At 35.3% G+C, this 25,672-nt stretch carries 21 protein-coding genes and 1 pseudogene; 12 read left to right on the top strand and 10 right to left on the bottom strand.

All coding sequences use genetic code 11. The annotated features are described in order from the left end of the window. Positions 1-13 precede the first annotated feature (13 nt). Genes T368_RS0101790 through T368_RS0101780 form a run of 3 tightly spaced genes read left to right on the top strand, consistent with a single transcriptional unit; the run spans position 14 to position 2,449 of the window. The gene (locus tag T368_RS0101790) at positions 14-1,069 is read left to right on the top strand and encodes a ribonucleotide-diphosphate reductase subunit beta (RefSeq protein WP_005219933.1); all 1,056 of its coding nucleotides are present in this window, start codon (positions 14-16) and stop codon (positions 1,067-1,069) included. Continuing rightward, positions 1,053-1,790 carry a carbon-nitrogen hydrolase family protein gene (locus tag T368_RS0101785; protein ID WP_004084178.1) on the top strand — a complete coding sequence of 246 codons (738 nt, stop codon included), beginning with the start codon at positions 1,053-1,055 and terminating at the stop codon, positions 1,788-1,790. Before T368_RS0101790 ends, T368_RS0101785 begins: the two co-directional genes overlap by 17 nt. After that, positions 1,787-2,449 (top strand): protein-L-isoaspartate(D-aspartate) O-methyltransferase, encoded by a 663-nt coding sequence (locus tag T368_RS0101780; RefSeq protein WP_004084179.1) that lies wholly within the window; start codon positions 1,787-1,789, stop codon positions 2,447-2,449. The genes T368_RS0101785 and T368_RS0101780 overlap by 4 nt, the downstream gene beginning before the upstream one ends. A gap of 91 nt (positions 2,450-2,540) precedes the next feature. Here T368_RS0101780 and T368_RS0101775 read toward each other — a convergent pair whose 3' ends face one another. From T368_RS0101775 to trpB, 4 genes and pseudogenes are all read right to left on the bottom strand, one after another. Next, on the bottom strand, positions 2,541-3,254 hold the full coding sequence (locus T368_RS0101775; protein ID WP_004084180.1) for a toxin-antitoxin system YwqK family antitoxin: 714 nt from the start codon (positions 3,252-3,254) through the stop codon (positions 2,541-2,543). Positions 3,255-3,375: 121 nt separating this feature from the next. Further along, positions 3,376-4,353 (bottom strand): type I glyceraldehyde-3-phosphate dehydrogenase, encoded by a 978-nt coding sequence (gene gap / locus T368_RS0101770; RefSeq protein ID WP_004084182.1) that lies wholly within the window; start codon positions 4,351-4,353, stop codon positions 3,376-3,378. Positions 4,354-4,590: 237 nt separating this feature from the next. Further along, positions 4,591-5,898 carry a hypothetical protein gene (locus T368_RS0101765; RefSeq protein WP_004084184.1) on the bottom strand — a complete coding sequence of 436 codons (1,308 nt, stop codon included), beginning with the start codon at positions 5,896-5,898 and terminating at the stop codon, positions 4,591-4,593. A 2,881-nt stretch (positions 5,899-8,779) separates the two neighbouring features. Further along, positions 8,780-9,997: pseudogene (gene trpB, locus T368_RS16480) on the bottom strand (tryptophan synthase subunit beta); the annotation flags it as partial. 353 nt (positions 9,998-10,350) lie between these two features. On the opposite strand from trpB, the gene coaE reads away from it, so the two are divergent. The 3 genes from coaE to mnmA all read left to right on the top strand — a co-directional run bounded on the left by coaE (position 10,351) and on the right by mnmA (position 13,002). Further along, positions 10,351-11,388 carry a dephospho-CoA kinase gene (coaE, locus tag T368_RS14415; protein ID WP_004084187.1) on the top strand — a complete coding sequence of 346 codons (1,038 nt, stop codon included), beginning with the start codon at positions 10,351-10,353 and terminating at the stop codon, positions 11,386-11,388. Between the two features lie 72 nt (positions 11,389-11,460). Continuing rightward, positions 11,461-11,838, top strand: a complete 378-nt coding sequence (locus T368_RS0101750) for a c-type cytochrome (RefSeq protein WP_004084190.1) — start codon at positions 11,461-11,463, stop codon at positions 11,836-11,838. A 102-nt stretch (positions 11,839-11,940) separates the two neighbouring features. Next, a complete protein-coding gene (gene mnmA / locus T368_RS0101745; protein WP_268902563.1) occupies positions 11,941-13,002 on the top strand; it encodes a tRNA 2-thiouridine(34) synthase MnmA in 1,062 nt (353 codons plus the stop codon). Here the strand turns inward: mnmA and T368_RS15270 are convergent. Beyond that, positions 12,952-13,230, bottom strand: coding sequence for a hypothetical protein (locus tag T368_RS15270; RefSeq protein ID WP_138160728.1), 279 nt, complete (start codon positions 13,228-13,230; stop codon positions 12,952-12,954). The two genes, mnmA and T368_RS15270, sit on opposite strands and share 51 nt — an antisense overlap. Positions 13,231-13,378: 148 nt before the next feature. Between T368_RS15270 and T368_RS0101740 the strand changes: the two genes are divergently transcribed. From T368_RS0101740 to T368_RS0101725, 4 genes are read left to right on the top strand one after another with little or no spacing between them, the layout of a single operon-like run. Continuing rightward, positions 13,379-14,152: a DUF5644 domain-containing protein gene (locus tag T368_RS0101740; RefSeq protein WP_004084192.1), complete on the top strand. Its 774-nt coding sequence runs from the start codon at positions 13,379-13,381 to the stop codon at positions 14,150-14,152. Positions 14,153-14,164: 12 nt separating this feature from the next. Further along, positions 14,165-15,076 (top strand): HdrB C-terminal domain-containing protein, encoded by a 912-nt coding sequence (locus T368_RS0101735; protein WP_004084193.1) that lies wholly within the window; start codon positions 14,165-14,167, stop codon positions 15,074-15,076. A 29-nt stretch (positions 15,077-15,105) separates the two neighbouring features. After that, on the top strand, positions 15,106-15,414 hold the full coding sequence (locus T368_RS0101730; RefSeq protein WP_004084194.1) for a hypothetical protein: 309 nt from the start codon (positions 15,106-15,108) through the stop codon (positions 15,412-15,414). Positions 15,415-15,437: 23 nt separating this feature from the next. After that, the gene (locus T368_RS0101725; RefSeq protein ID WP_004084195.1) at positions 15,438-16,217 is read left to right on the top strand and encodes a TerB family tellurite resistance protein; all 780 of its coding nucleotides are present in this window, start codon (positions 15,438-15,440) and stop codon (positions 16,215-16,217) included. 154 nt (positions 16,218-16,371) lie between these two features. On the opposite strand, the gene T368_RS0101720 is transcribed toward T368_RS0101725, so the two are convergent. Next, the gene (locus T368_RS0101720; RefSeq protein WP_004084196.1) at positions 16,372-17,424 is read right to left on the bottom strand and encodes a dehypoxanthine futalosine cyclase; all 1,053 of its coding nucleotides are present in this window, start codon (positions 17,422-17,424) and stop codon (positions 16,372-16,374) included. 140 nt (positions 17,425-17,564) lie between these two features. Here T368_RS0101720 and T368_RS14410 point away from each other — a divergent pair, with 140 nt between their 5' ends. Both T368_RS14410 and ftsH read left to right on the top strand, forming a co-directional pair. Next, positions 17,565-18,680 (top strand): 50S ribosomal protein L11 methyltransferase, encoded by a 1,116-nt coding sequence (locus tag T368_RS14410; RefSeq protein ID WP_004084198.1) that lies wholly within the window; start codon positions 17,565-17,567, stop codon positions 18,678-18,680. 38 nt (positions 18,681-18,718) lie between these two features. Then, complete coding sequence (gene ftsH, locus T368_RS0101710; RefSeq protein ID WP_004084199.1) at positions 18,719-20,626, top strand: ATP-dependent zinc metalloprotease FtsH; 1,908 nt, start codon at positions 18,719-18,721, stop codon at positions 20,624-20,626. Between the two features lie 1,061 nt (positions 20,627-21,687). On the opposite strand, the gene rpsU is transcribed toward ftsH, so the two are convergent. The 4 genes from rpsU to T368_RS0101690 form a co-directional block, all read right to left on the bottom strand. After that, complete coding sequence (rpsU, locus tag T368_RS0101705) at positions 21,688-21,900, bottom strand: 30S ribosomal protein S21 (RefSeq protein ID WP_005219948.1); 213 nt, start codon at positions 21,898-21,900, stop codon at positions 21,688-21,690. A gap of 125 nt (positions 21,901-22,025) precedes the next feature. Further along, on the bottom strand, positions 22,026-23,288 hold the full coding sequence (locus tag T368_RS0101700) for an adenylosuccinate synthase (protein ID WP_004084201.1): 1,263 nt from the start codon (positions 23,286-23,288) through the stop codon (positions 22,026-22,028). Then, positions 23,288-24,142, bottom strand: a complete 855-nt coding sequence (locus T368_RS0101695) for an ATP phosphoribosyltransferase regulatory subunit (RefSeq protein WP_004084203.1) — start codon at positions 24,140-24,142, stop codon at positions 23,288-23,290. The genes T368_RS0101700 and T368_RS0101695 overlap by 1 nt, the downstream gene beginning before the upstream one ends. An 86-nt stretch (positions 24,143-24,228) precedes the next feature. Then, a complete protein-coding gene (locus tag T368_RS0101690; RefSeq protein ID WP_004084205.1) occupies positions 24,229-25,515 on the bottom strand; it encodes a tetraacyldisaccharide 4'-kinase in 1,287 nt (428 codons plus the stop codon). Positions 25,516-25,672: the final 157 nt, after the last annotated feature.

The raw sequence follows: 25,672 nt of genomic DNA, 5'->3' as shown, positions 1-25,672 counted from the left end.
AAAGGAAATGAGTATGACTAGTGAAAACACGCAGAAAGATAATAGAGTATCTCGCAAAAAAATCTATAATCCGCACTCAACAGAAAGTGTCAATGAAAGGCGTATATTTGGTGGGAATCCAACCGCAATATTTGAGTTAAATAAGATTAAATATCAGTGGGCTTATAATCTTTTACGCACAATGTTTGCAAATACTTGGTTTCCAGAAGAAGTGAATATGAATCAAGATAAACGCGATTATATGGAGCTAACCCTACAAGAAAAGCAAGGCTATGATAGAGCATTAGCTCAACTTATTTTCATGGATTCACTTCAAACAAATAACTTAACAGACAATATCAATCCATATATTACATGCCCAGAAATAAATATGCTTTTAGTGCGTCAAGCGTTTGAAGAATCTCTGCACGCACAAAGCTATGCAGTTATGGTAGATTCTATATCTGCAAATACCGATGAGATTTATCAAATGTGGCGTAAAGATGACAAACTTCGCTCAAAAAATGACTATATTGCTGATGTATATACAGACCTTGCAAAAAACCCAACAGAAACAAATCTTATAAAAGCCATGTTTGCCAATCAGATCCTAGAGGGAATCTATTTTTATAGCGGTTTTGCGTTTTTTTACACACTTGCTAGAAGTGGTAAAATGCAAAATAGTGCAGAAATGATACGCTTTATCCAACGCGATGAAATTACACATTTAACGATTTTTCAACAAATGATTATCTCTACGCGTAAAGAAAGACCAGATCTTTTCACACAAGCATTACAAGATGAGGTTATGGAGATGTTTCGTCAAGCAGTAGATTTAGAATCTAGCTGGGGGGAATACATTACGCAAGGGCAAATTCTAGGCTTGACTGCAAAAATTATCCGTCAATATATTGAGTATTTAGCGGATAAAAGATTAAAAGCGGTTGATTATCCTATCCTATATAACACGCAAAATCCCATACAATGGGTAGATGAACAAGTAAATTTTAATAATCAGAGGACAAACTTTTTTGAAGCAAAAGTGCGTAATTACACACGGGGAGAACTAAAATTTGAAGACGATTTTTAAGACCTTTTATACATTGCAGCTAAAGACAAAAGCAAATTGGGAAGATAATCTAGCTAGACTTGAAGCAAAAGTGCTAGAGTGTGAAAAAGATTCCTACATTCTTGCAAGTGAAGTTTTTCTCACAGGGTTTGCATATCAAAAAATGGCAGAAGCAAGTGAGTTTAGCGAGACTGCCACGCGAAAATTGCAAGAGTTAAGCAAGGACAAAACCATTGTAATCACTATGATAGAACAAGAGGGCAGAAAATATGTCAATCGCTTGAAAGTATTTCATAAAGGAAGAATTGCTTATACGCAAAAAAAGGCAAAGCTTTTTCCTTTAGGCAACGAACACTTGCATTTTAAAGCGGGGGATATAAAGGATATTAAAACCTTTATGCTTGATGGAATCTTATGTGCGGCTCTCAATTGTTTTGAAGTCCGCTTTATTGATTTATGGAAAAAGATTCAAGGTGCGCAAGTGATTTTTGTCCCAGCCGCATGGGGTAAGGCAAGGAAAGTGCATTTTCAAACGCTAACGCGTGCTTTAGCCATTGCAAATCAAAGTTTTGTTATTGCTAGTTCATGTGCGGGCAATGAGTATGCAAAAGGTAGTAACATTATCACACCTTATGGAATCGTGTATAAAAATGATTCTAAAGAGATGATACAAGCACAAGTAAATCTCGCTGAAGTTACAAAAATGCGAATACATATAGACACAGGAATCCCACACGCATGAAACTTCATGAAATAAAAAATATGGAAATGCTAAAAGATGTCAAAGATAGCTTTGATTCTAGAATCATTGCTGCATTACGCCAAACTGATAGGGAGTTTTTTGTCCCCTCTGTCGTAAAACATTCCGCATTTCACCTTGATAATGCCCTGCCTATAAGCGATGAGCAATGGATTAGCGCACCACTCACTGTGGCAAAGATGACAACCTATCTCATGGCGTATGATTTAGGCGATAGCGTATTAGAGCCAGATAATGTGCTAGAAATAGGGCTTGGGAGTGGTTATCAAGCGGTTGTATTGTCTCATCTTATACGCAGAGTTTTTAGCATTGAGCGTATAGAATCTCTATGGCTTGAAGCAAGATCGCGTATAGCACAACTACAAATTATGAATATCAATATAAAGCTTGATGATGGTATGAATGGTTGGGCATCTTTCGCCCCCTATGATAGAATCTTACTTTCTGCATGCACAGAGAGTATCCCAAAAACACTAAGCGATCAATTACAAGTAAATGGAGTGCTTGTAGCCCCAATATATCATAATGGCGGACAAGTTATCGCACGATTTGTAAAACAAAAAGATCATACACTCACAAGCCATATTTTAGAATCTTGCTCTTTTGTGCCGATTAAACAAGGCGTTATGCGTATGGGTTAAATAAATACGCATTATTTTTTGTCTCAAAGGTAGCAAAAGTTTGAGTTAGATTTTTAGCTATTATAAAGAAATATGGGTAATCACAAATGGACTAAATCCATAAACCACTATCCCCTGTATTTTTATCTTGATATGGTCTTTGCATAGGATTTGGATTCTCAAACTCAAATAAAAATGGATTTATAGAATCAAGCCCTTCAAAAAAATTATCAAAAGAATCTGTATTATTCCCAATGAAATTATACTCTTCAAGTCGCTGTAACAACCCATCGCTATCATATATTTTTCTACTTACAAGCCTATTATTGCGATATTTTTCCTCTTTGTGAAGTTTATTATTAATATAATACTTTTTTACCTCTTCATTATCTTTATAAAATATCGTTTCAACTAAAGAATTGGCATTATCTTTATCGTAAAAATTTGTTTGCAAAAGCTTATTATCTTGATATAGACACTCTTTTCGTTTTAACCCATTGTTGTAATAGGCTATTGTATGTGTGCGATTGCCATGATCGTAAAAATCTTCATATTTCAAAACACTATCACCATACCATTTTTGTATCCCATGCTTCACCCCTGAAATCTCTTTACATGGTGTATCGCCATCTCTAGATTGACAGATTTTAAAAGTATGACTAGAATCAGAAATATAAGTTGTCTCACTTTTAATTACATTGCTATTATTTATATCATAATCAATATACACAAGAGTATTATGCGCTTCATCTTTTTGTTTGGTTACAACCCAAACGATTGCAACAAGACACGCACCAAATGCAATGAAAAAGCCCCATTTCTTCATCATTTTCCTTTATCTTTCGCAGAATAGGCAAACATTGTAGCATTAAAAATCCAACATATTGGCAATATTTTTAATAATAAACATCTAAGGATAATCGCAAATATCTAGAATCTTGTATCAATTATCCAAGTATAAACTCTGCCATATCTAAGATTCTATTTGCATAGCCGCTTTCATTATCATACCATGCCATTATTTTTAGCATATTGCCAACTTGCACACTTAAATCTTTTGCTACAATGCTACTATACGCACTCCCTAAAAAATCACTACTTACACGATATTTAGAATCAATACTTAATATGCCTTTCATACTATCATTTGCATAAGATTCTAATAAAGCATGTATCTCATCTAGTTTTGTGGCTTTATTAAGATAGAAGTTTAAATCCGCCATTGAAACATCAATCAAAGGCACACGCACACTCTGTCCGTGAATTTTACCCTCTAGATTCGGTAAAACTCGCTTTAGACCGATAGCCGCCCCCGTTGTGGTGGGGATAATATTATTTGCGGCTGCCCTTGATCTTCTTTTATCGCTTCTGTGTGCGTTATCAAGTAGATTCTGATCGTTTGTGTAGCTATGGATTGTAGTCATTGTAGCACTTGTGATTCCATAATGTTTATCAAGTATGGCACAAATAGGGGCAATGCAATTTGTCGTGCAAGACGCATTTGAAATAATTAACTCGCCATTGTAATCTAAGTGATTGACACCAAGCACGAATGTCTTTGTATCATCTTGCGGTGGGGCTGAAATGATAATCTTTTTTGCACCTTTTTGTAAATGGTGCTTGATAGATTCTGTCGTGAGAAATTTACCACTTGATTCAATCACAATATCTACTTCACCAAAATCAATGTCTTTTGGGTTATTATGATTGCTTACATGTATTTTTTGATTATCAATATATAGTGTGTCATTGTGATAGGAAATATTGCGACTAAGTGTGCCATGTGCGCTATCAAACTCAATGAGATAAGTCAAAATCTCCCATTGTGCAATATCATTGAGTGCTTTGATGGTATGTCCCCTTTTAATCGCCTCACGCAAGATCGTGCGACCCATTCTCCCAAGCCCATTTATCCCTAGTGTCATATTCTAACCTTATGTAATCCTAGATATATAAATTATGTGGATTATAGCTTATTTTTGTGTGTATGGGTTGTATTGGCAGAAACTCTTTGTATGTTTTCAAAGTTACATGGCTTCTATATTTAAACAAAGAGAATAGTCAATGCACACTACACTTTATTTTAGTGTTGTATAACCGCAATAAAGCGTAGCTAACTTGTAAAAAAATAAACACTCTTTATCAAATCTTTATAAATATTGCTAGTTATTTTCTGGCCACACACGCACAGATTTAATCTCATATTTATTTACAATATCAAAGAATGTTTTCATCAGTCCATGACCTCTACTTTTGTTATAAGCGTTGATCATCTTTTGTGCTTCATCACCGAGATTCATCGCTGTGCTATCTATCGGCGTGATAAGGATTTTCACGCTTCTTTTCTTTGCATTTGGATCTAAAAGCTGTGCATGGTCTGACACTATCTTTTGTAAGCTTTTCTTTAAATGTGGTGCTAAATATGGGCTTTGCTCTACAAAAGTCATACCACCAGCACGACTAGCTTCTAAGCTAGAATAGTATTGGGCTGTAATGCGTTTCTTCTCGTTTGCCCTTTCAATTCTCTCATCTTTTGATAGCGGGATATTCTCATTAAAGGCAAGATATTCTTTTGCAAAGGTTTCAAACGCACTTTTAGCAAGTTTATTAGCACGGACATAAACGCGTGCTTCCTGCATAGTATAGTTGTATTGGCTAAGCCACGCTACGACTGAATCGCTAAAGTTTTGCATTTCTTCCTCATACTGCTTTTGAATCTTGTCGTATTTATCTTCATAGGATTTTCTTATTTGTTCTTTAATTTCTTGCTTACGATCGATTTCTTTCTCTATGGCGTATGTTTGAGATTGCGACCTACAGCTATTGCAACCACAACCATATTCATGTTGCGTATTTCTTTGCGATACTCTTAGCATATCAATATCTGCATCAATATCATCTAGCATATCAGCGGCTCCTTGTTGCAAGGCTTCCAAATCATTTTCATATTTTGTTTGAATGCGATCATACTCTTTGCTAAACTCATCTACCTTTGCAATATACTGCACTAAAAGCGTAGGCATAGTCTTATATCTAAACGATTTAGATTCTACAAGTGTATTTGACTCTAAATGTAAAGTCGCCACATCGGCTTTAATGACACATGTCCCATTGGCATTACTTTGTAAGTCTTTTAGTGTAGAGACACTATTGCATGTAAAGCTTTTAGGGATAAATTGATTGAGATCTTCCCCAAAATTTGCGGCAACACTGCCCGATACCTCTTGCTTCACTTCGTTATCACTTAGCCATATATCAGCACGCATATCTTTGAGTTGGAATAAGAAACCATCGACATTTTTGAAATAACATGTCGCATGAACGCTATCTCCAGCACAATGATACGCGACACCAGCCTTTGCTGCATCTTGCAATGCCCACTCCATAATATCTAACGCACCATTTTTTGCGAAACTCACTCCACACACAGCCATGCTTAACGCACCTGCGGTTATTAACTTTTTTAGCATACCCTTATCCTTTCAGCATTTTTAGAATGTAAGCCATTATATTAGTGTTTTTTAGATTAAAAGTTTATTAATTTTATGTTATTTTTGCAAAAGATATTATTGCTGGTGGGATATATTGGCTGGTTTTGTGGCGAAAGCCACCATAAAAATGCAAACATGTTGTATGAGACTGCTATGACTTTAAAGACTTGCCGCAGATTTTACTCAACTCCGGGTCGGTTTTAAAAACACGAGATTTAGCAATGTTTGTATTAATGTAGCTTAGAGTCTGATTATTTGTCGCTTCATCTTTAGAATCTTGCGTGTTGGAGTCTTCTGTTGCGTCTAGGTTTTCTGCCAAAATATCACTTTGAGTATCACTTGAAGAATCACTTGATAAAAAATCTGTTTCTATATTGCTTTCACTATCACTTATATTAACTTCATTGTTAGAATCTATACTTGCATTATTTTCATTTGATTGCTTTGTGTCATCTATGTCTTCAATGGTGTCTGTAAAAATACCTGCCAACTCATTTTCTATTTCTTGCTCTAAACTCTCTAAGTCATCATGCGTAGAATCCATATGATCTAATAAATCATCAGTTTGCGTTAATGAAGCCATATCATCATCTTGGGTAGAATGAAATGGGTTAGATTCTAGCGTATCTGTGGTTATATTTTCATCTGTCATAGAATCTTGTATATTTACATGTTCTTGTGTGGCTTCTTTATGTTCGTCTAATTCAACTGAATTTTCTTGTGTAGAATCTTGCGTAAAAGTGTCTATTTGCATATCCGATTCTTCTAAATCAAAATCGTCTCGTATATCATCTGCCCCATTTGTTTCATTAGAATCTAAGTCTAAATCATTGGTTTGCATAAGTGGGCTAACAGAATCTTCGCTAGTCATTAAGCCTATATTTAAATCATCTTGCGATATCGTTTCTGCGTTAAGTAAAGAATCTAAAATGCCAGAATCTTGTGTTGTCTCATTTGTAGAATCTAGACTTTCTAAACCCAGCATTTCATCAAAGGCATTTATATTTATGGGCGATTCGTGAGTATCTATTTGTTGCGTATTTTCTGTTGATACATTGTCTAGTGATATGTCTTTGGCTAATTCTAGCTCATCTTCTTGCATATTGTCTGTTATATCTGTATTAAGAATGCTTTCTTGTGTATCGCTTGTCTCAATTGCATTTTTGCATTTCTCTATTGTGCTAGATTCTATATTTTCTATATCATTAAGCCCTAATTCATCATTTGTCGTATCTGTTTCTGTTGGTTCTTGTGTTAATTCATCAGTAGAATCTTCTTGCTTATATTGTGTTGATAAATGTTGTAAATCTTCCAAAGCTTCTGGGGCGCTCTCGTGCATAGCTTGTAGGTCAAGCAAAAGCTGCTGGGCTAACTCTTCGCTTGAATCCATGTTATCTTTAGAATCTATATTTTCTTGTTCTACATCATCTTGGAGATTCTGCGTATCATCATTTGGGACTATATTAGAATTTTCATTTAACAAAGATTCTAATGATATATCTGTGTCATCAGATTCTATTAAACCTTGCAAATTTGCTTCTGTATCTTGTGATAAAATCTCTGCTTCATTGCTTATTTCACTCGATTCTATTTCAGTAGATTCTAAAGATTCTGTGTTGTCGCTTGTTTCTTGTGAAAATTCACTTATGGGATTTATAGAATCTTCTTTAGATATTATTTCTTGCTCTGTGTCTATTTGATCCATTATATCAAGCTGCAAATCACTCTCATCTTGCAAACTACTGCTATCTTGTGTGTCGCTATCTTGCAAGTCATTCCCTTGTAAAAAACGCAATGCTTGCATATTTGCTTCTTGTGTGTTATTGCTAGATGGCGTGGTTTCTAAAAGATCAGATTCTATATTAGAATCTGTGGTTAAAAAATGCAGCGGCTCTTTATGTGAAGATTCCATATCGCTTTCATTTGAGTTTAGAGAATCTGTATCTATTAAATCTGCTACATTTTCTATCTCGCTAGATTCTATAGAATCTTGAGAATCTTGCAAATTGTCCTCTATGCTTTCTGTTTGAAGATTATTATTTTCTTGTTCCACCTCACTTTGTTTTAAAATATCTTGTATCGTTTCTGTGTCGTTTGTCTCTGTATTATCTATTGTGTTAGTGAGATTAGAATCTAGATTCCCGACCACTTGGGTGGGTGCAGGGCTTTGAGATGGGATTTGATTAGATTCTAGATTTTCATCATTTTCTAAAAATTCTTTGCTCTCACTCTCTAGATCTATACTAGATATTTCCTTTTCGCTTTGCTCAAGGTCAATATGACAATTTGTAGATTCTATGCTATCTGTTGCTTCTGTAATGGCAGATTCTGTTGAATCTGTGGAATCCAATGTCTTATCATTTTGCGTGTTAAGCGAAAAATCTAATTGAGATTTCATACTAGATACTTCGCTACGCTCAGTATGACAAGCCGCTTTAGATTCTAGATTCTCACTATTCGCCCTAGACTCCACGCCCTGATTAGAAAGCATAGAATCTAGCTTTTCTAAGCTCTGCTCACTTATAGAATCCAAAGTCATTGATGATAAATCCTGCATATCTAGCTTGTGTAAAGATTTATCGTCTTGTATTTGTATTGTAGAATCCACTTGCGTGCTTGTTAAATGCTGTGTGTCTTGTGCTTTTGTATCATCATTTTCTGTATCAGTAGAATAAACTAAGCTCATATCCTCATGGCTTATATCTTGCAGGGCAAGTTTTAGCTCATTTTGCCTTTGCTTTGATTCCTCTTCATCGTTTTCTTCTTGGACCACTACTTCCTTTGGTTTATTTTTCTGTTTTAATAGTTTTTCTACACTTTGCAATTCAGATTCTAAAAAGTCTCTCCACGCATTCATGCATAAAGCCTTTGCCGTGATAAAAATATCCTTATCACCCCTACCACTCACATTTACTACTATAATCTTATTTTTCTCTTTTTTTGCGATCTCAAGCACACCAGCTAAAGCATGACTTGATTCTAATGCAGGCAAAATCCCCTCATGTCTAGCAAAAAACTGCAATGCCTCCAAGGCAGAATCATCGCTAGCAGCCATAAACTCTACTCTTCCAATATGCTTTAAGTGTGCAAGCTGAGGTCCAACCCCAGCATAATCCAACCCCGCACTAATAGAATGCGTATTTGAAATCTGCCCATGTTTATCCTGCAAGAAGTAGGAACGATAGCCATGTGCTATACCGATACTTGCCCCACTATTTTCAGCAAGTCGCATGGCATGTTTATTTGCTTTAAAGTCATCTCCCCCAGCTTCTACCCCTACAAGCTTTACTTCCATATCTTCTAAAAATGCACTAAATGCCCCCATAGAGTTACTACCACCACCAACACATGCGACAACATAGTCTGGCAGAAATGTGTTTAAATACTTACCTAAAGCTTTTTTTATTTGCTTTTTTATCTCTTTGCCAATGATAGATTGAGAATCTCTCACAATATCGGGGTAAGGATAAGGACCAAGCGCACTACCTAATACATAAAAGTATTCATGTGGGACTTTACTCCACTGACGCAAGGCTTCATTTACCGCGTCTTTTAGCGTCTTTGTCCCACTCTCTACTGCCACCACTTCTGCACCAAACTGCTCCATTATAAATACATTTGGTCGCTGTCTTTGTATATCTGTCGCACCCATGAAAATCGTGCAAGGCATTTTTAAAAAGGCACATACACTAGCCACCGCTACACCATGTTGCCCTGCACCCGTTTCTGCGATAATATGTGTTTTTTTCATTCGCTTTGCAAGTAGAACTTGGGCTAGGGCGTTATTTATCTTATGTGCGCCTGTATTTGCCAAACCCTCAAACTTGAGATAGATTTCATTCTCAAGTATTTCGGAAGCGTTTTTTGCATAGATAAGGGGTGTTGGTCTGCCAACAAATGTTTTTAAAAGTCGTTTTAACTCTTTTTGAAAGCCTTTTGTTTGGAATATCTGTTTATATGCTTTTTGTAAATCATTTAGTGCTGGATACAATATCTCGGGGATAAAGCACCCGCCAAACCTAAAATCGCCCTCTCCAAAATACCCTTTTTCACTCTTTAAAAATATCCTATTATCCATGCTTCCTCTTTCAATATGGCAAAATACAAAACAAATACCGCCTATTTTATCATTTTTCTGTGATTTTTTGACTTTTGGGATAAATCAATATCGTGTTGGTGGTGCTTACTGGTATAATATATGTGAAAAATAAATGAAACTTAGAATCTTATGGTGTAAAATAGCAATTTAAGAATTCTAAATGGATTAATCTCTTAAATTCTAACAACAGATATTATCTAAAAGATTCTTTATTGCTTTAGAAAGCAATACTTACGCGGTTTTCCTAAAATCTAACTTATGGATTTCAACGGAAATTCTTGCTATACAAGCTTGAAACCAATATCCAATACAGAATCTAAAAAAGGACAACAATGTATTACGCAAATATACTTACGGGCGGTATAGGTTGTGGGAAAAGCACAACCGCAAGACTTTTAGCATTGCATGGATTTAAGATTATTGATGCGGATATAATCGCACGAAAAGCATTGGAGGCAGCTAAAAGTAGCGTTGTGGCGGCATTTGGTGATGAGATTTTAGAATCTAGTGATTGCTATGCTATGCGTAAGCAAATATCTAGCATAGATTCTAAAGCTACTATTTTGACTTCATCTCAAAATGAAGTGTATTTGGAAAATGAAAGGGAGTTGGATTTCATAGATTCAATACAATCTGCTACCGCTCAAGTAGCAGAGAGCAAGGAATCTAAAGATTGTCATATCAACCTTAAGCAAAGCGAAGGGGAAATATCTAGCACAGACTTAGAGAGTAAAGGCAAGGCTTGTTTAGAAACTCAAAAGAATCTTGATTCTAAGATAACTTATCGCACTAAGCCTTTAGGCAAAGTATCTAGTATAGAATCTAAAGCAGATTTTTTGCTTGAGCTTCAAGATGACAATGTTCTAAAATCCACAACAATTTTAGATAAAGATATTCCACCTCTTCTAAACGACCAACATGACAAAAAACACAATTTAGAATCTAATGCTAAAGCAATAACAATCAGTCGTGAAAAATTAGGCAATATAGTATTTAACAATGCTGAGAAAAAAGCAAAGTTAGAATCTATACTTCACCCACTCATTCAGCAGTATATCGCACAAGAGTGCGAGATTTTAGAGAAAAAGAAAAGCCCATACTTCATAGATATTCCGCTTTATTTTGAAAGCAAATATGAGTATAAAAAGCGATTTGTTATTTGTGTATATGCCACAAGGGATATGCAAATACAACGCATACAAGCCAGAAACAATCTAAGCCTTGAAGACGCGATAAAAAGAGTGGATTCACAAATTGATATTGAGATAAAGCGAAGTAAAAGCGATTTTGTCATTGAAAACACAAGCGATTTAAAAACGCTGCAAAAAAATATAGAATCTTTTTTACAAACTTTTTTAAGTCAATATTAAAAAATGGCAGAAGTGATATTGCATAACAATAATTTGTTACAATAACACCTTTTTTAAGCTATGGAGTGAGAAATGATAAGATATTGTTGTGCTTTTGTGCTATGTATTGTGTGTTTTCAGTATATATATGCTTTCGATCAAGAAGCTGATACAAAAGATTCTATAATAAGTGAGCAATTTATGACAGAAGAAGAGTATGGCAAATATCTGTATCAAGAACCACGCGGTATTAGCTGTAAAAAATGTCATGGCGAATATGGCAAAGGCAAACAGCTTGTAGGCTACACGCATAGGGGTAAAGCGATAGAGATAAATGCACCAGATATTACAGGACTTGACTTGCAAAGATTTACAGAAGCCTTGCGTAAAACACATGCGGTTATGCCAAAATACTACTTAACAGATTCTGAAATCCATGTGCTATATAAATATATTAGAACGCATGAGTAATTGATTTAAATGGGTGTAAATTCTAATATTGTCAGAATCTAAACCCATTACATTACATGCTATTCAATTTTATACGATAGAATACACTTCTTACACTAAATTATATTAAGGTTATATTTTATGGAACAAAATAAGAAAAAAGTTGCATTATTAATGAGTGGTGGCGTCGATAGTTCATATTCTGCCTACTTATTGCAACAGCAAGGCTATGAAGTTTTGGGAATCTATCTCAAACTTCATGATAAAGAAGAGAAACATGCAGTTTTTATTAGAAACTGCGAGAAAGTATGTGAGTTTTTGGGCTTAGAATTTAAGATTATAGAAGCAAAAGAAGAGTTTAAAAAAGCCGTTTATAACGAGTTTATAGAATCTTATAAACGGGGTGAGACGCCTAATCCTTGTGCGTTATGTAATCCACTAATGAAGTTTGGACTAGCTTTGAATGCGGCACTTGGCTATGGCTGTGAGTATATCGCAACAGGGCATTATGCACGCATAACAAGCATAGATGGCATAAAGCGGATACAAGAAGCAAGGGATAAGAGCAAGGATCAAAGCTACTTTTTATATGCCATTAGTCAAGATGCGATTAATCGCCTTATTTTCCCGCTTGGCGATATGCTAAAAGAAGAGGTAAAACCTAAGGCGTTCGCAGCTTTGCCAATACTTGGAGATTTGGAATCTTATAAAGAGTCGCAAGAGATTTGCTTTGTTGAGACAGATTATATTGATATTTTAAAGAAGCATGTCAGCGTGGAAAACAAGGGCGTTGTGCGTGATACGCAGGGAAACATCGTTGGCGAACATAAGGGTTACATGCAATACACTATTGGCAAACGCAAAGGCTTTAGTGTCAAGGGCGCGCATGAGCCGCATTTTGTGCTAAAGATTAATCCAAAAGACAATGAAATCGTTGTTGGCAAAAAAGAAGAGCTAGAGACTTTTTGTGTAACCGCACTCAATAAATCCCTGCCAAATGAGTTTATAAATGGTGAATATAAAGCAAAAGTGCGTTATCGTAGCACACCAAGCAATGCGACTATTACTATACAAGATGATAAAATCATAGCAACATTAAAAGAGCCTGTATATGGCGTAGCAAAAGGGCAGGCTTTAGTGATTTATAAAGATGATATTGTGCTTGGTGGCGGTGTGATTATATAGGCTAGATTCTAGCATTGTATAAAATATCACGGAGAAGAAAATACAAGCCTGTGTATTTTGAATTGTTTCCATTGTATTTAATAAGCAGTTATGTTTAGATTCTATGATGAAATTCTTTTTAATCACATGCAATGTGTTGTTGCGGTAGGATTTGGGGTCTAAGTCTTGGTGGGGACAGAGAGCAGGGCTTTTAGAATGAAGGCTTGATTCATGGTAATATTTTCGCAACTCTGCCTTAAAGTTTAAAAACTTTAAATGTTTTGCTTGAAAAAGATAAGAAATAAAGGTAAGATTCTACTTTTATCACTAAGTATTGTTTTGGTATTATAAATGGGTTTTATCAGCACACAACATAAGGGCAAGATAAAGGAATTATATGGGCAAACTATATTTAAGCATATTTTCATTTGATTTACGCATAGATTTTCAAAATGGCTTTGTAAGACAAGAGGTGCATTATAAGGCAAATGATACGCTAAAAGACATTTTTCAAGCAGTAGATTCTAAAAACTTTGGGTATCAAGAGTTTGGTATAGATCTGCAATTTATACATTGCAGGATTAATGGTTATGCAGTGTTTGGGAATCTTGGGGTAAAAGAGATTGTAGAAAAGCTTGGTTGTTATTTAGAGATTGAGCCTTTAAATAAGCGATATGCAAAGAAGGATTTGTTGCTTGATTTGGACAAGGCGTTTGCAAGGTATAGCGACTTTTTTTATGCAATGGATTTTATCGCACCAAGTGATAGAGAAGAGTTAAAAAAATACCTACTTATAAACTTTATCGTGCCAACTTATGATGACTCATATTGTGGCGATGGCTTTTTATTGTATATTAAATGGTTGTGTTTGCGTTATCCATTGTATAAAGAGAAGTTATTGCGTTTTATTTCTTGCAGGGGGAGTGGCATTTTCTGGCATGTTAGCACTGCAAATTTTATGCTACCGCATAATAGGGCGATAGATACGCAGATAGAATCTTTACAAAGCGCCTTGATTTCACCTACATGTAAGGATAAAGAATGGCTAGGGTTTGGGTCTTACATTAACTCACAATATCAATTTACATGTAAAAATCGCATAGCCGATTACAACGCCACAGAGAGTTTTACGCCATTTATTCAAAGCATTTTACATGCTAATACATATTAATAAAGGATCTTTATGTATCTCATATATGATTGCTTAAAAAATAGCCCATTTAGCATTGCGACACAGCAGGTTTTAAAGCACTTAAATATACCTTATACAACGCTAGATGCTAATAAAAGATTTAAGGCACATGGCGGATATTTTGGCAGAATAGGTGCATTAGAGCAGTTTATATTCGCAAATGTGTATAATATCGCCCTTGCTAGTCTTGAAGAAAAAAAGCTATTAGCCTTAGAAGAAGATTCTTATGCGAATCTTGTATTTACGCTTGATTTGTTACGAAATAATCAGTCTTTAAGGGATTTTGTTATAGCTGAATTGCAAAGTCAAAGCATTATCCTTGATATAGATATATTACAGAATCACATTGCCTATTTTCCAGCAATACTTGCTAACTATATGACAGAGATAGAGCAGTCTATAAAATATAGCTTTGGTAAAAATGAGAGAAATTTACCGCATATCTCACCGAATAATATCACAAAAGGCTTTAGCTCTTGTGCCTTTTATGGTAGCAGGCATGCAGATTGTAATATGCAGGGCGAGTATAAACATATAGAAAAGTTATGCAAGATTTTAGGTTTAACCTATCTTAGTAAGCCCTTTAGCCTGCAATCCTTCACGCATTTAGCACATATTGATTCTGAAAAGGCGTATCAAAAAAGCGGGGATCTTTTGTATGAAGGGATTGATTTAGGGGTGGATTTTTTATGTGTATTTGCAGATTCTACCTTTGATATGTTTGATAATAAGCAGGATTTATGCACGAAATATTGCAAGAGAGATCCTATCAGCATAGCAAGTCTCAATATGGCACAGATATTGCTAGTTTGCTTTGGTAAGGCAGATGAAGCAGGGTTTGAAACACACAAAATAAATCCAGATTTTATGCAGCACAATAAGGCTTCCAAAAATGCTTCATAGCACTATTTATTGCGGAGATTTTTAAGAGTATGGCAGTCATTTTAAAGATTTTTTTTGCTTGTTTTGTCGGCATGGCATGGTATCATTTAAATGGACCGGAACAAGCACTAATTGCTGGGATTTTAGCGGCTATGATATTACTTGCTTCATTTATCAAGCCAATTAGCTATCAAGACCCAAAAGAAAGAGATGAATATCGCCATAAGATTCAAGAGGCAAGGGAGAAAAAACGCATTCTAGCAGAAAAACAAAATGAAGAGAAAAAGCTACTCAAAAAACAAGCACTTGAAGCTGAAGAAATGCGTAAGCAAGAGTTAAAAAAGAAGTTAAAACTCTAGATATTTTCATATAAGGAAACCAAATGGAATTAGTATTATTTTTAATCGCTGCGGGGATTATATTCTACCTTTATAAGACCTTTCAAGGCTATCTTAGCAATCCAATCGTCCCAACAGATAGAGATATTTTGCAGCCGCAAAGACAGCAAGACTATGTAGAAGAGCGTCCAATACTTAGCCCAAAAGAAAAACTAAAACGCACAGAATATGGCATTATTGTGAGTATTTTAGGGCGATTAAGCTTTGCAGATGATAAGAGCTGTATGCTAGAAGAGCGGCTTGTAAAGGGCATCATCGATGATATGGCAAAAGATTCTGACCAGCCAAGTGAGTTGTATTTAGAAATCTATAAAGAATCTAGAAATGATGATATACAAGAGTTAGCAGAACTCTTTGCAAGCGAGACAATCGGGCAGTATAAAAAGAGAGTAAAAATAGTGGAATTTATGTTTGCATTGGCTTATGCTGATGGGAATTTCTCACAAGAAGAAGAAGATTCTATCATCAATGTTGCTGCGATTTTAGAGATCGACAACGCTGACTTTAATCATCTGTATGATAGCTTTAAAGCCTTGAATGAAGAGTATGTGCCGCTTACAAAAGAAGAGGCAATGAATCTTTTTGGGCTTAATGAGGGCTTCACAAAAGAAGAGCTAGATTCTAAATACAACGACTTTTTCAAACAAAAAAGGCAAAATGTAATTGATCCAAGAAATCTAGGCAAACCATATAATGAAAGCGGCGGACAGGATTTACGAAAGATTTCTGAAGCCTATGCAGTTCTGTTAAAAGAGATGGATTGATTTTAGATCTAAAATGCACCCTTAACCCTGCACCCACCCATAAAGGTGTAGAATCCAAACTCTTTTAAAATACACAAGAATCCCTGCACTCACTTATACAAGGTATTGAGAATTTTAGATTCTAATGCCTATCAAACATCTCAGAATCAATTACTCAATAAACCTCAAGCATTTCATACGCTGTGTTTCGTTTAGCAGGGATTTCGCCAATATCTTGTATAAGCTTAATCATCTCATTTTTACTCATAGAGTAGCATGCCCCAGCTGATGAGACGACATTTTCTTCCATCATAGTGCTACCTAGATCATTTGCACCAAATAAAAGGGCTAACTGCCCGATATGGCTGCCTTGCGTTACCCAACTACTTTGGATATTTGCAATATTATCAAGGTATAATCTGCTACATGCTAAAAGTCGCAAATACCTATTTGAACTCGCCTTTTGTAAATGCGGAAATTCAGCACTAAGCGGCGTATTTAAAGGCTGAAAACTCCATAAGATAAACGCTCTAAAACCACCAAATTCATCTTGCAAATCCCTTACTCTACGCCAATGTTCTATAATATCTTCATCTTTTTCGATACTCCCAAACATCATTGTAGCAGTAGTTTTCATATCAATTTTATGTGCTTCTCTATGCACCATAATCCACTCATCAGCACTAAGTTTTTTAGGAGCGATAATATCACGCACAGAATCACTAAGGATTTCTGCCCCAGCACCCGGGATTGAAGAGAGTCCAGCCTTTTGCAAACGCACTAAAACTTCATGTATTGTTAGCTTTGAGATTTTTGCGATATAGTTAATCTCAATCGCTGAAAATCCATGTATCGTAATGCTTGGATATTTTTCAGCAATGTGTTTTACAAGATTCTCATAATAATCAATCTTTAGCTTAGGATGCACCCCACCTTGAAATAGAATCTGTGTGCCACCGATCGCTAAAAGCTCATCAATCTTAGAATCTATCTCATCAAAACTTAAGATATATTCCCCCTCTTGCCCCAACTTTCTCTTAAACGCACAAAATTTACAATCCACCCAACAAATATTTGTATAGTTAATATTCCTATCTACAATGAATGAAGTGATATTATCAGGGTGTAATGCCTTCTTAGTTTCATACGCCATTTTGCCTAACTCTTTGAGAGAAGCATTTTGCATGAGATCTAATATTTCAGAATCTGTATAACGCTTATTTGTCATTGTTTTCTCGCTTGTATAAATTGCGTAATTATAATGTATTTTTATAGGTTTTTGCTTTGTAGTGTAAATTTATATCCATGCTTTGTTTTGTTATAATTTCGCATTGACTACCCACTTTAAAGACTAGAAAAAGGATTCCAATGAATGATAATCAGCTATTGCCATACACAATAAAAGGAAAACAGCTTGATAGTAATATGCTGTCACTAGATTCTAAAGGACAAAAGCTTATCTGGCGGACAGATAAATCCCAAAGTGAGATAGAATCTATTTTGCAAGAAATACATATAAAAATACAAGAGATAGCAAAAAGCTTTGATATAAACACAGATGAGATAATGCTTTATAACCTACCACTTATTTCATCTAAAAAGATCATGAAAATGCAGAGAGAAACACAAAATCTGCATTCATGTCATTATGATTTTAAGCAAAGTTTTTACACCCCTTTTATAATAAAAGAGAGACTAGCCCAAAAGAATCTCAAAGAGAAAAAGGGCAATTTTTTGAGTAAAAAACTCATAACCCATGCAAATAAAAAACTTAAAAGAGCAAAAACAAAGCATTTATTTTTTTGTAAAAATAGCCCAAAATATACCCCCAAGATTCCACAAATTACAATCAATGCAAATATTTTCTTATGTCAAAATAAAGACTGGATTACAGAATACAAGCAAAGTATAAAGCCTGTTATATGCGCTAGATTCTATATCCGCCCAAGTTGGCATGAAGAAAATAGGGATTATGAGAATCTAATCATTGATCCATCACTTAGCTTTGGGAGCGGACACCATGCGACAACAGCTATGTGTATTGACTTGCTTAGCGAGATGGAGTTAAGAGATAAAAATATGCTTGATGTAGGTTGTGGCAGTGGCATTTTATCGCTTGTTGCCGCAAAACTGTGCGCAAATATATATGCGTGTGATACAGATATAGAAGCTTGCAATCAAAGTAAGAAAAACTTTGCGATAAACAACCTTTCATACAAAGAAATATGGCAGGGTAGCCTACAGAGTTTAAAGCAATTTGAAGTGCCAAAAAGCTATGATGTAATATGTGCAAATATCGTTAGCTCTGTGCTTTTACTGCTTAAAAAAGATTTAATCTTTTATCTCAAACAAGATGGAATCTTAATTTTATCTGGCATTTTACAAGAGCATGAAGCAAAAATACTTGAAGGTTTTAAAGAGCTAACCCTACTAGAAAAAAAGCAAATTGATGAATGGTTATGTTTCAAGTTTATAAAAAAATAATATAATTGCGTAATTTTGTATTTTTAAAAGAGGAAAAAATGGCAAATAATGATTCAAACAATGGCAAACCGCCAATATCAAAAAATCCTGTTTTTATTTTTATTATTCTTGGAATTGTATCAATCATTTTATATAAGTCTTTTTCTACTGATGATTCTAGTATTTTTGGTAGATTAGGTGGCAATAGCATTAGCCAAACGATTGAATATTCAGAGTTTAAGCAGCTTATTAAAAGCGGGCAGATTCAGAGTGTATCTATCGGTCAAACGATGGTAAAAGGTGTGAGTAAAACTATCAATCCCACTATCTATTACACAACAAAAAAAGTGCAAGATACAACGCTTGTACCGCTTTTAGACGAACATAAGGTAAGCTATAGCGGATTTAGTGAGCAAAACTTTTTTACAGATTTAATCGGTTGGTTACTCCCTATGTTTATTTTCATAGGACTTTGGATGCTTTTAACAAGTCGCATACAACGCAATATGGGTAGCGGTATGTTTGGGTTAGGCAATGCAAACAAGCTGATTAATGCAGAACGACCAAATGTGCGATTTGATGATATGGCAGGTAACAAGGAAGCAAAAGAAGAGGTTGTGGAAGTCGTGGATTTCTTAAAATACCCTGATAGATATGCAGCGGTTGGTGCGAAGATTCCAAAGGGTGTATTACTTGTAGGGCCTCCGGGGACTGGTAAAACCTTACTTGCAAAGGCTGTCGCAGGGGAAGCGAATGTCCCCTTTTTCTCAATGAGTGGTAGTAGCTTTATTGAGATGTTTGTTGGGCTTGGTGCAAGTCGTGTGAGAGATTTATTTGAAAAGGCAAAAAAGGAAGCCCCAAGTATTATCTTTATCGATGAGATTGATGCGATAGGGAAAAGTCGTGCGGCAGGGTCTGTTGTCGGTGGGAATGATGAAAGAGAGCAGACGCTAAATCAGCTTTTAGCAGAAATGGATGGATTTGGTAGTAATGCACCCGTTATTGTTTTAGCCGCTACAAACAGACCTGAAATCCTTGATCCAGCACTTCTTAGACCGGGCAGATTTGATAGACAAGTATTAGTTGATGCACCGGACTTTAAAGGGCGTATTGAGATTCTAAAAGTTCATATTAAAGGTGTGAAATTAAGTAGAGATGTGGATTTAAATGAAATCGCGAAATTTACGGCTGGTTTAGCAGGTGCTGATTTAGCAAATATTATTAATGAAGCAGCATTACTTGCAGGTAGAGAGAATAAAAAAGAAGTCTCACAAAAGCATTTCAAAGAAGCGATGGAACGAACTATGATAGGCTTAGAGAAGAAATCCCGCAGACTTTCACCAAAAGAGAAAAAAATAGTCGCTTATCATGAAAGCGGACATGCTTTAATGGGTGAGGTTACAAAAGGAGCGCATAGGGTAAATAAAGTCTCTATTATCCCGCGTGGCATGGGTGCGTTGGGCTATACGCTACACACACCTGAAGAAAATCGCCATTTAGAACAAAAGCATGAAATGTTAGCAACCATTGATGTATTGCTTGGTGGTAGGGGTGCTGAAGAAGTCTTTTTAGAAGAAATATCAAATGGTGCTTCTGATGATTTACGCCGTGCGACAGGCATTCTTAAAAACATGGCGGTATATTATGGTATGACTGATGTTTCTGGGCTTATGGTGCTTGAAGACTTTACTGCTAGAAATAGATTCCTTGGCGGTGGCGGTGGTAACTCAAGAGAATATAGCAACGAAACCGCACAAAAAATGGATACCTTTATCCAGACAAAGCTTGAAGAGCATTACACACATGTCAAACAAACTTTACGCGATTATCGCGGTGCTATTGAGACTATGGCACAAGAGCTACTTGAAAAAGAGGTGATTGAGGGCGAGAGGGTGCGAGAAATAATTGCGGCTTATGAGGCAGAACAAAATATGGAAAGCCGACTTGTGCCAATTGAGGAGCATTAATAAAATATTGAAAAGTGTTTTTGCGACTTGGGTATAAATTGTCGCTACGATTTTTGTTGCGTCATATTAGATAAACTTAACATAGGGGTTATGAGACCCCTCTTCCCCGTTTTTCAGAATTGCGTGTATTTTTTATAGAATCTATATCTCCAGCAAGCCCAAGTAGAATAAAAGGTAAGCAGACAAATACCCCAATATCAGGAGAAGCATATTATTAAACATGCTATATAGTGTTTTTTGTGGGTAATAGATAAAATGGGCTAACTTTATTTTTCTGTTTTTACTTATTTTTGTTTAACATTTAATACATTTACTATACATAATTCTTTGATTAAATTTAGCAGAGGATTTAGATTCCCATTTTGCAATATTTCTTCCACGATGCAAAAAAGAAAGGCTTTTGCGAAACCTAGAAATCGCAGATTCTTATTCCTACTTGTTTTAAAATGCGGAAGATATATTGGTGTAGCCTATAGACACATAGCTATATATTAGTTGCCAACAATTATAAAAATCTTACAAACAAAACAAAATCATAATAGCCAAAACGCAAATCAGTCCATTTTACTCGAAACTCCATGGAAGTCCCAAGTCATGTAAAAACTTTGGAATTTCTACAATATCATTTTCTAAATGATATATGATTTGGATTTACAAAACAGAACAAGAGATAAAAGTTGTAAAAGTAGATTAATTATAGTTTAAGCTGCATATAACTCAAACATAAGGCAGAGAATGCCTTGATAAGATTATGTAAAATGTTATATTTGTTTGCAATAAAATAAATACGAATGCAATATTATGAGACACTGCACTATGCACTAAATGGAGTTACAACCGAATCTTCGCACCATAAAACAATATTATCAGTTTATGCCACAACTATTGGTGCATGTAAGAAATGAAAGACAATACAAATACAGAATCTACAAAGAGAGTATTTGAGATGTGCAAACTCAGCCTAGAATCTAGAGAAAAACTAGGGGAAAGAATCTTGCAATGGTAACAAAACCACATCCCAAATATATAAGAAGTTAGCTAAAATATTATCTCAAGGTCTATTACAGACGAGACTCATAGCGTCTTAGCATATAAAGTCGCTTCAACATTTTTTTCTTAGCGTTTATCTTTCGTTTTTTGCGTTGCTCTGTTGCAGATTCAAAGAATCTTCTTGAGCGACATTCTGTTACGATAAGATTTCTGTCAGCTTGTTTTTTGAATCTTCTGTATGCTTCATCAAAAGTTTCGACTTCTTTTACTTTAATTCCCGGCATGTTATCACCCACTTTCTTTTAAGATTAAAAACTTTTATTGTATCAAAAAATTATTAATAAATATAAATATTTTTTGATTTTATGCCAAAAACGATTTATTTATGCAACTATTACACAATTATAAACTATTCACACACAATCAAATCATCTCTCTCTGGGCTTGTAGAGATAAAGCCTACTTTACAATCTACAAAAGATTCTATAAAAGCGATATATTCCTTTGCTTCCTTAGGTAAGCTATCAAAGTCCCTTAACCCAGCCGTTTTATCCCAGCCTTTAAAGCTTTTATAAATAGGCTTTACATCTAAGTCATAAGGCACATAATCAATAACTTCGCCCTTGTATTCATAACCAACGCACACTTTCACTGATGAAAAGCCATCAAGCACATCGATTTTCATTAAGGCAAGTTTCGTGCAACCATTAAGCCTTACAGCGTATTTAATCGCTACTAAGTCAAGCCAGCCGCATCGTCTCTCTCTGCCTGTTGTCGTGCCAAACTCAAAGCCCTTCTTTCTTAATAACTTGCCTGTTTCATCGTGCAATTCCGTTGGAAAAGCACCATTGCCAACGCGTGTGCAATATGCCTTTGTGATACCTATTACCTCATCTATATCCCTTGTGTTTAAGCCTGTGCCAGAGAGACAACCTGCAATGCTTGTATTTGAGCTTGTTACAAATGGGTATGTGCCATGGTCTATATCTAGCATACTGCCTTGTGCGCCTTCTAGCATGATTTTTTTACCCTGTGCGATAGAATCCCAAAGTAGCTTTGTCGTATCTGTGATGAATGGAGCAAAGATTTTTGCATAGTCTAATAGCTCTTTTACTAAAGATTCTAAATCTAAGTTGAGGTTTAAATGTGCTAAATTTTCAAAATTTGCTTGCAGTTTTACTCGTAACTTTTCTTCACAAAGCAAATCGCCTATTTGTATGCCATTCCTTGCGATTTTATCGGCGTAAGTGGGTCCTATGCCTTTACCCGTTGTGCCGATAGTCTTTGTGCGTTTATTCTCGCCTAAGTTATCAAGCATAACATGATAGGGCAGTATCACATGCGCTTTATGTGAGATAAAAAGTCTATTTTCTAAAAGCCTTATATTAGCACTTGCTTGTGGATTTAGGGCTTTATTTAGCTCTTTTAACTCTTGTAATAACGCATTTAAATCAATCACTACGCCATTAGCGATAATGTTTTTACATTGCGGATATAAGATACCACTTGGGACTAAGTGCAGGGCGTATTTTACACCATTTACTACGATGGTATGCCCTGCATTATGTCCGCCTTGATACCTTACTACATAGTCATAATCTTTTGCGAATCTATCAACGACTTTACCTTTACCCTCATCGCCCCATTGCACACCGACAACAACATCTGCCATTATATATCCTTTTTATTTTGCTTTAATAGATAATGCACTACATTATCTGTATAGATTCCAAAACCACAGCTTTTTACTTCATCAATGCAGGATATACCCCCAGATAGAAATGTGAAATTTTGAAGCACCATGCGGAAAAATAAATCATCATAATACTCAACCGGCACAGGCAAAAGCGGGGCGCATATAAGATTCTCATAGCTTGAAGAACATAACTCTAAAAGCCTTTCTATCTCAATGCGTAAGAAGCTAGGGCATATTACTAAAAATTCTTTAAGACTTGCTACATCATTGACTTGCAAAAGCTTTGCAAGAAAGCCAATCTTTTGTAATCTCTCAATATTTAATGTCGCAAAGTCCTTATACTCTAGCTCTGTATTCTCCGCACAAAGCTTTGCAATACTCGCGTTTGTGATTTGTAAAAGCGGCTGAATGCCTAGCTCTTTAAAGATACAGATACCAAGCTCTAAAATTTTTAGATATTCACTCTCATCGAGGCATTCTACCCCGATTTGATTATGCTCTATTGTAGGATAGCTAAACACAGGCTGGATATAAAACCACTTTTTCTGCGTAGTGCTACGACCAAGCCGCTTTGTGATAATCCGCACGACATCAATGGTGCTATCATTTCGCATTGCTATTTGATGATTTTTCTCACTGCTTAGCTGGATTACATCTCTGTTTAAAAAGCTTTTTTGGTGTTCTTGATAAACAAAAGTAGGACTTACAATCTCTTCAAAACCATGCTTATAAAAAAGATTCACACTTAGATTTTCAACCTTTCTTTTAAGTGCTGCTGATAGCCCAAAATGTAGCTTACTGCCTTCTGGAATCTCATGTTCTAAAATCATATTCCGCCTTTTACCTTAAAGCAAACTCGCAATTACAAAGCCTTAATTATAGCTAATACTTGATAAACAACGCCATTTTTTAGAATCTAGCCTTGCTTTACCAAAAAAGATTCTATGTTAAGAAAAGATTCTATACTTTTTAGGGCACTAGATTCTATCTTTATATCAAGCATAAGTAAGGCAAAAGGTAGATTAAAATCTAGACATTTTACATAGTCTTTTTGTGTCATTAAAATATGTGTTGCATGATATTTTTCTAAAAGTGTTTTTAATGTATTGCAATCAAATTCGGCGTGATCTGCTAAGTAGTATTCATATACAATATTTTCTGGTAAATAGGGCTTTAAGCGACTGGGATTTGCTATCGCAGCGGCTAGGATATATGTAGTTTCTGTGCTAGAATCTTGTATAGAATCCTTTGCATACAATATACTCACACTTCGCTTGTAATCTCTATCTTCTTTTAAATGTAAATCACATTTTTTATAAAAAGATTCTGGAAAGCGGTAATATCCACTCGGCAACACAAAGGGAAAATAAGGCTTTAGCTTTGGCTCCAATAAAATATCAAACTTATTAAAATTAAACCTATACGCATCATCTAGTATCACTATGCTATGTTTAGAATCTTTTGTTTGTATATATTCTAATGCTTTTATGCGGCTTTCACTCACTATCACACTAGCTTTTGTTTGCATGGCAATAAGCATGGCTTCATCGCCACTTTGTGCTACATTGACTAATATCGCTCCATTACTGCTTACTTGTATTAAGCCTTTAGATTTTCGCTTATAGCCCCGCAATACCACATAAATATCTGTGTATCCTTTTGTTTGTAGATAGTTTGTTAATGCAATGCAAAAAGGTGTTTTACCGCTCCCACCACTCACAAGATTGCCTATGCTTAGAATCTTTACATTAAAGTTTCTTTTCTTTGTAAAGCACTTTTTATACAGCGTAATAAGGGCATATATACATGAAAATGGCAGCAAGGCAAAAGCTAGAATCTTATGCCAAAAACTTGGATAGAAAAAATAAGATTCTATAAAGCCCATTTTGTTTGTGCTAGATTCTGTAGTTTTGCTTTGTTTCGTATCGCATTCTGTATTTGTATTTACCAAAGATTCTGTATTCATATTAGATTTCACAGAATCTTTAGAATCTTTCTCTAACCTCGCTTCATTAGATTCTATTTTCCAACTCGATTTTATTGTGATATTAGAATCTATAGAATCTTTTTTGATATTTGTTGGTGCTGATTTAGTTTCTATTTGTTTTACTTCCTTGCTAGATTTCATATTCTTAGATTTTATAGAATCTTTCTCTTCGCTAGATTCCATACTTTCCCCATCATGTTTAATATCCATTTGCATAAACTTCCCCTTAATTTTAACCGATTGTAGCACTTTTACAAAAGACAAATTTTATAGAATCTTTGTGTATTTGTTATGTCTCTTTGTCATGACTTTATGATAAAAGTAAATAAGATTCCATAAATTGACATCACGCATATTTCAACAGATCAAATAT

This window comes from Helicobacter bilis ATCC 51630, assembly GCF_000686565.1.
GTDB classification, from domain to species: domain Bacteria; phylum Campylobacterota; class Campylobacteria; order Campylobacterales; family Helicobacteraceae; genus Helicobacter_A; species Helicobacter_A bilis.
Note: the sequence above shows the minus strand (reverse complement) of the source record. Positions and strands in the feature narration are given on the sequence as shown.

Bases quoted from the DNA above. Each gene is read 5' to 3' on its own strand.
- T368_RS0101790 (WP_005219933.1), top strand. From the start codon at position 14: ATGACTAGTGAAAACACGCAGAAAGATAATAGAGTATCTCGCAAAAAA.
- T368_RS0101780 (WP_004084179.1), top strand. From the start codon at position 1,787: ATGAAACTTCATGAAATAAAAAATATGGAAATGCTAAAAGATGTCAAA.
- T368_RS0101775 (WP_004084180.1), bottom strand. From the start codon at position 3,254: ATGAAGAAATGGGGCTTTTTCATTGCATTTGGTGCGTGTCTTGTTGCA.
- gap (WP_004084182.1), bottom strand. From the start codon at position 4,353: ATGACACTAGGGATAAATGGGCTTGGGAGAATGGGTCGCACGATCTTG.
- T368_RS0101765 (WP_004084184.1), bottom strand. From the start codon at position 5,898: ATGCTAAAAAAGTTAATAACCGCAGGTGCGTTAAGCATGGCTGTGTGT.
- coaE (WP_004084187.1), top strand. From the start codon at position 10,351: ATGTATTACGCAAATATACTTACGGGCGGTATAGGTTGTGGGAAAAGC.
- T368_RS0101750 (WP_004084190.1), top strand. From the start codon at position 11,461: ATGATAAGATATTGTTGTGCTTTTGTGCTATGTATTGTGTGTTTTCAG.
- T368_RS0101740 (WP_004084192.1), top strand. From the start codon at position 13,379: ATGGGCAAACTATATTTAAGCATATTTTCATTTGATTTACGCATAGAT.
- T368_RS0101735 (WP_004084193.1), top strand. From the start codon at position 14,165: ATGTATCTCATATATGATTGCTTAAAAAATAGCCCATTTAGCATTGCG.
- T368_RS0101730 (WP_004084194.1), top strand. From the start codon at position 15,106: ATGGCAGTCATTTTAAAGATTTTTTTTGCTTGTTTTGTCGGCATGGCA.
- T368_RS0101725 (WP_004084195.1), top strand. From the start codon at position 15,438: ATGGAATTAGTATTATTTTTAATCGCTGCGGGGATTATATTCTACCTT.
- T368_RS0101720 (WP_004084196.1), bottom strand. From the start codon at position 17,424: ATGACAAATAAGCGTTATACAGATTCTGAAATATTAGATCTCATGCAA.
- T368_RS14410 (WP_004084198.1), top strand. From the start codon at position 17,565: ATGAATGATAATCAGCTATTGCCATACACAATAAAAGGAAAACAGCTT.
- ftsH (WP_004084199.1), top strand. From the start codon at position 18,719: ATGGCAAATAATGATTCAAACAATGGCAAACCGCCAATATCAAAAAAT.
- rpsU (WP_005219948.1), bottom strand. From the start codon at position 21,900: ATGCCGGGAATTAAAGTAAAAGAAGTCGAAACTTTTGATGAAGCATAC.
- T368_RS0101700 (WP_004084201.1), bottom strand. From the start codon at position 23,288: ATGGCAGATGTTGTTGTCGGTGTGCAATGGGGCGATGAGGGTAAAGGT.
- T368_RS0101695 (WP_004084203.1), bottom strand. From the start codon at position 24,142: ATGATTTTAGAACATGAGATTCCAGAAGGCAGTAAGCTACATTTTGGG.
- T368_RS0101690 (WP_004084205.1), bottom strand. From the start codon at position 25,515: ATGCAAATGGATATTAAACATGATGGGGAAAGTATGGAATCTAGCGAA.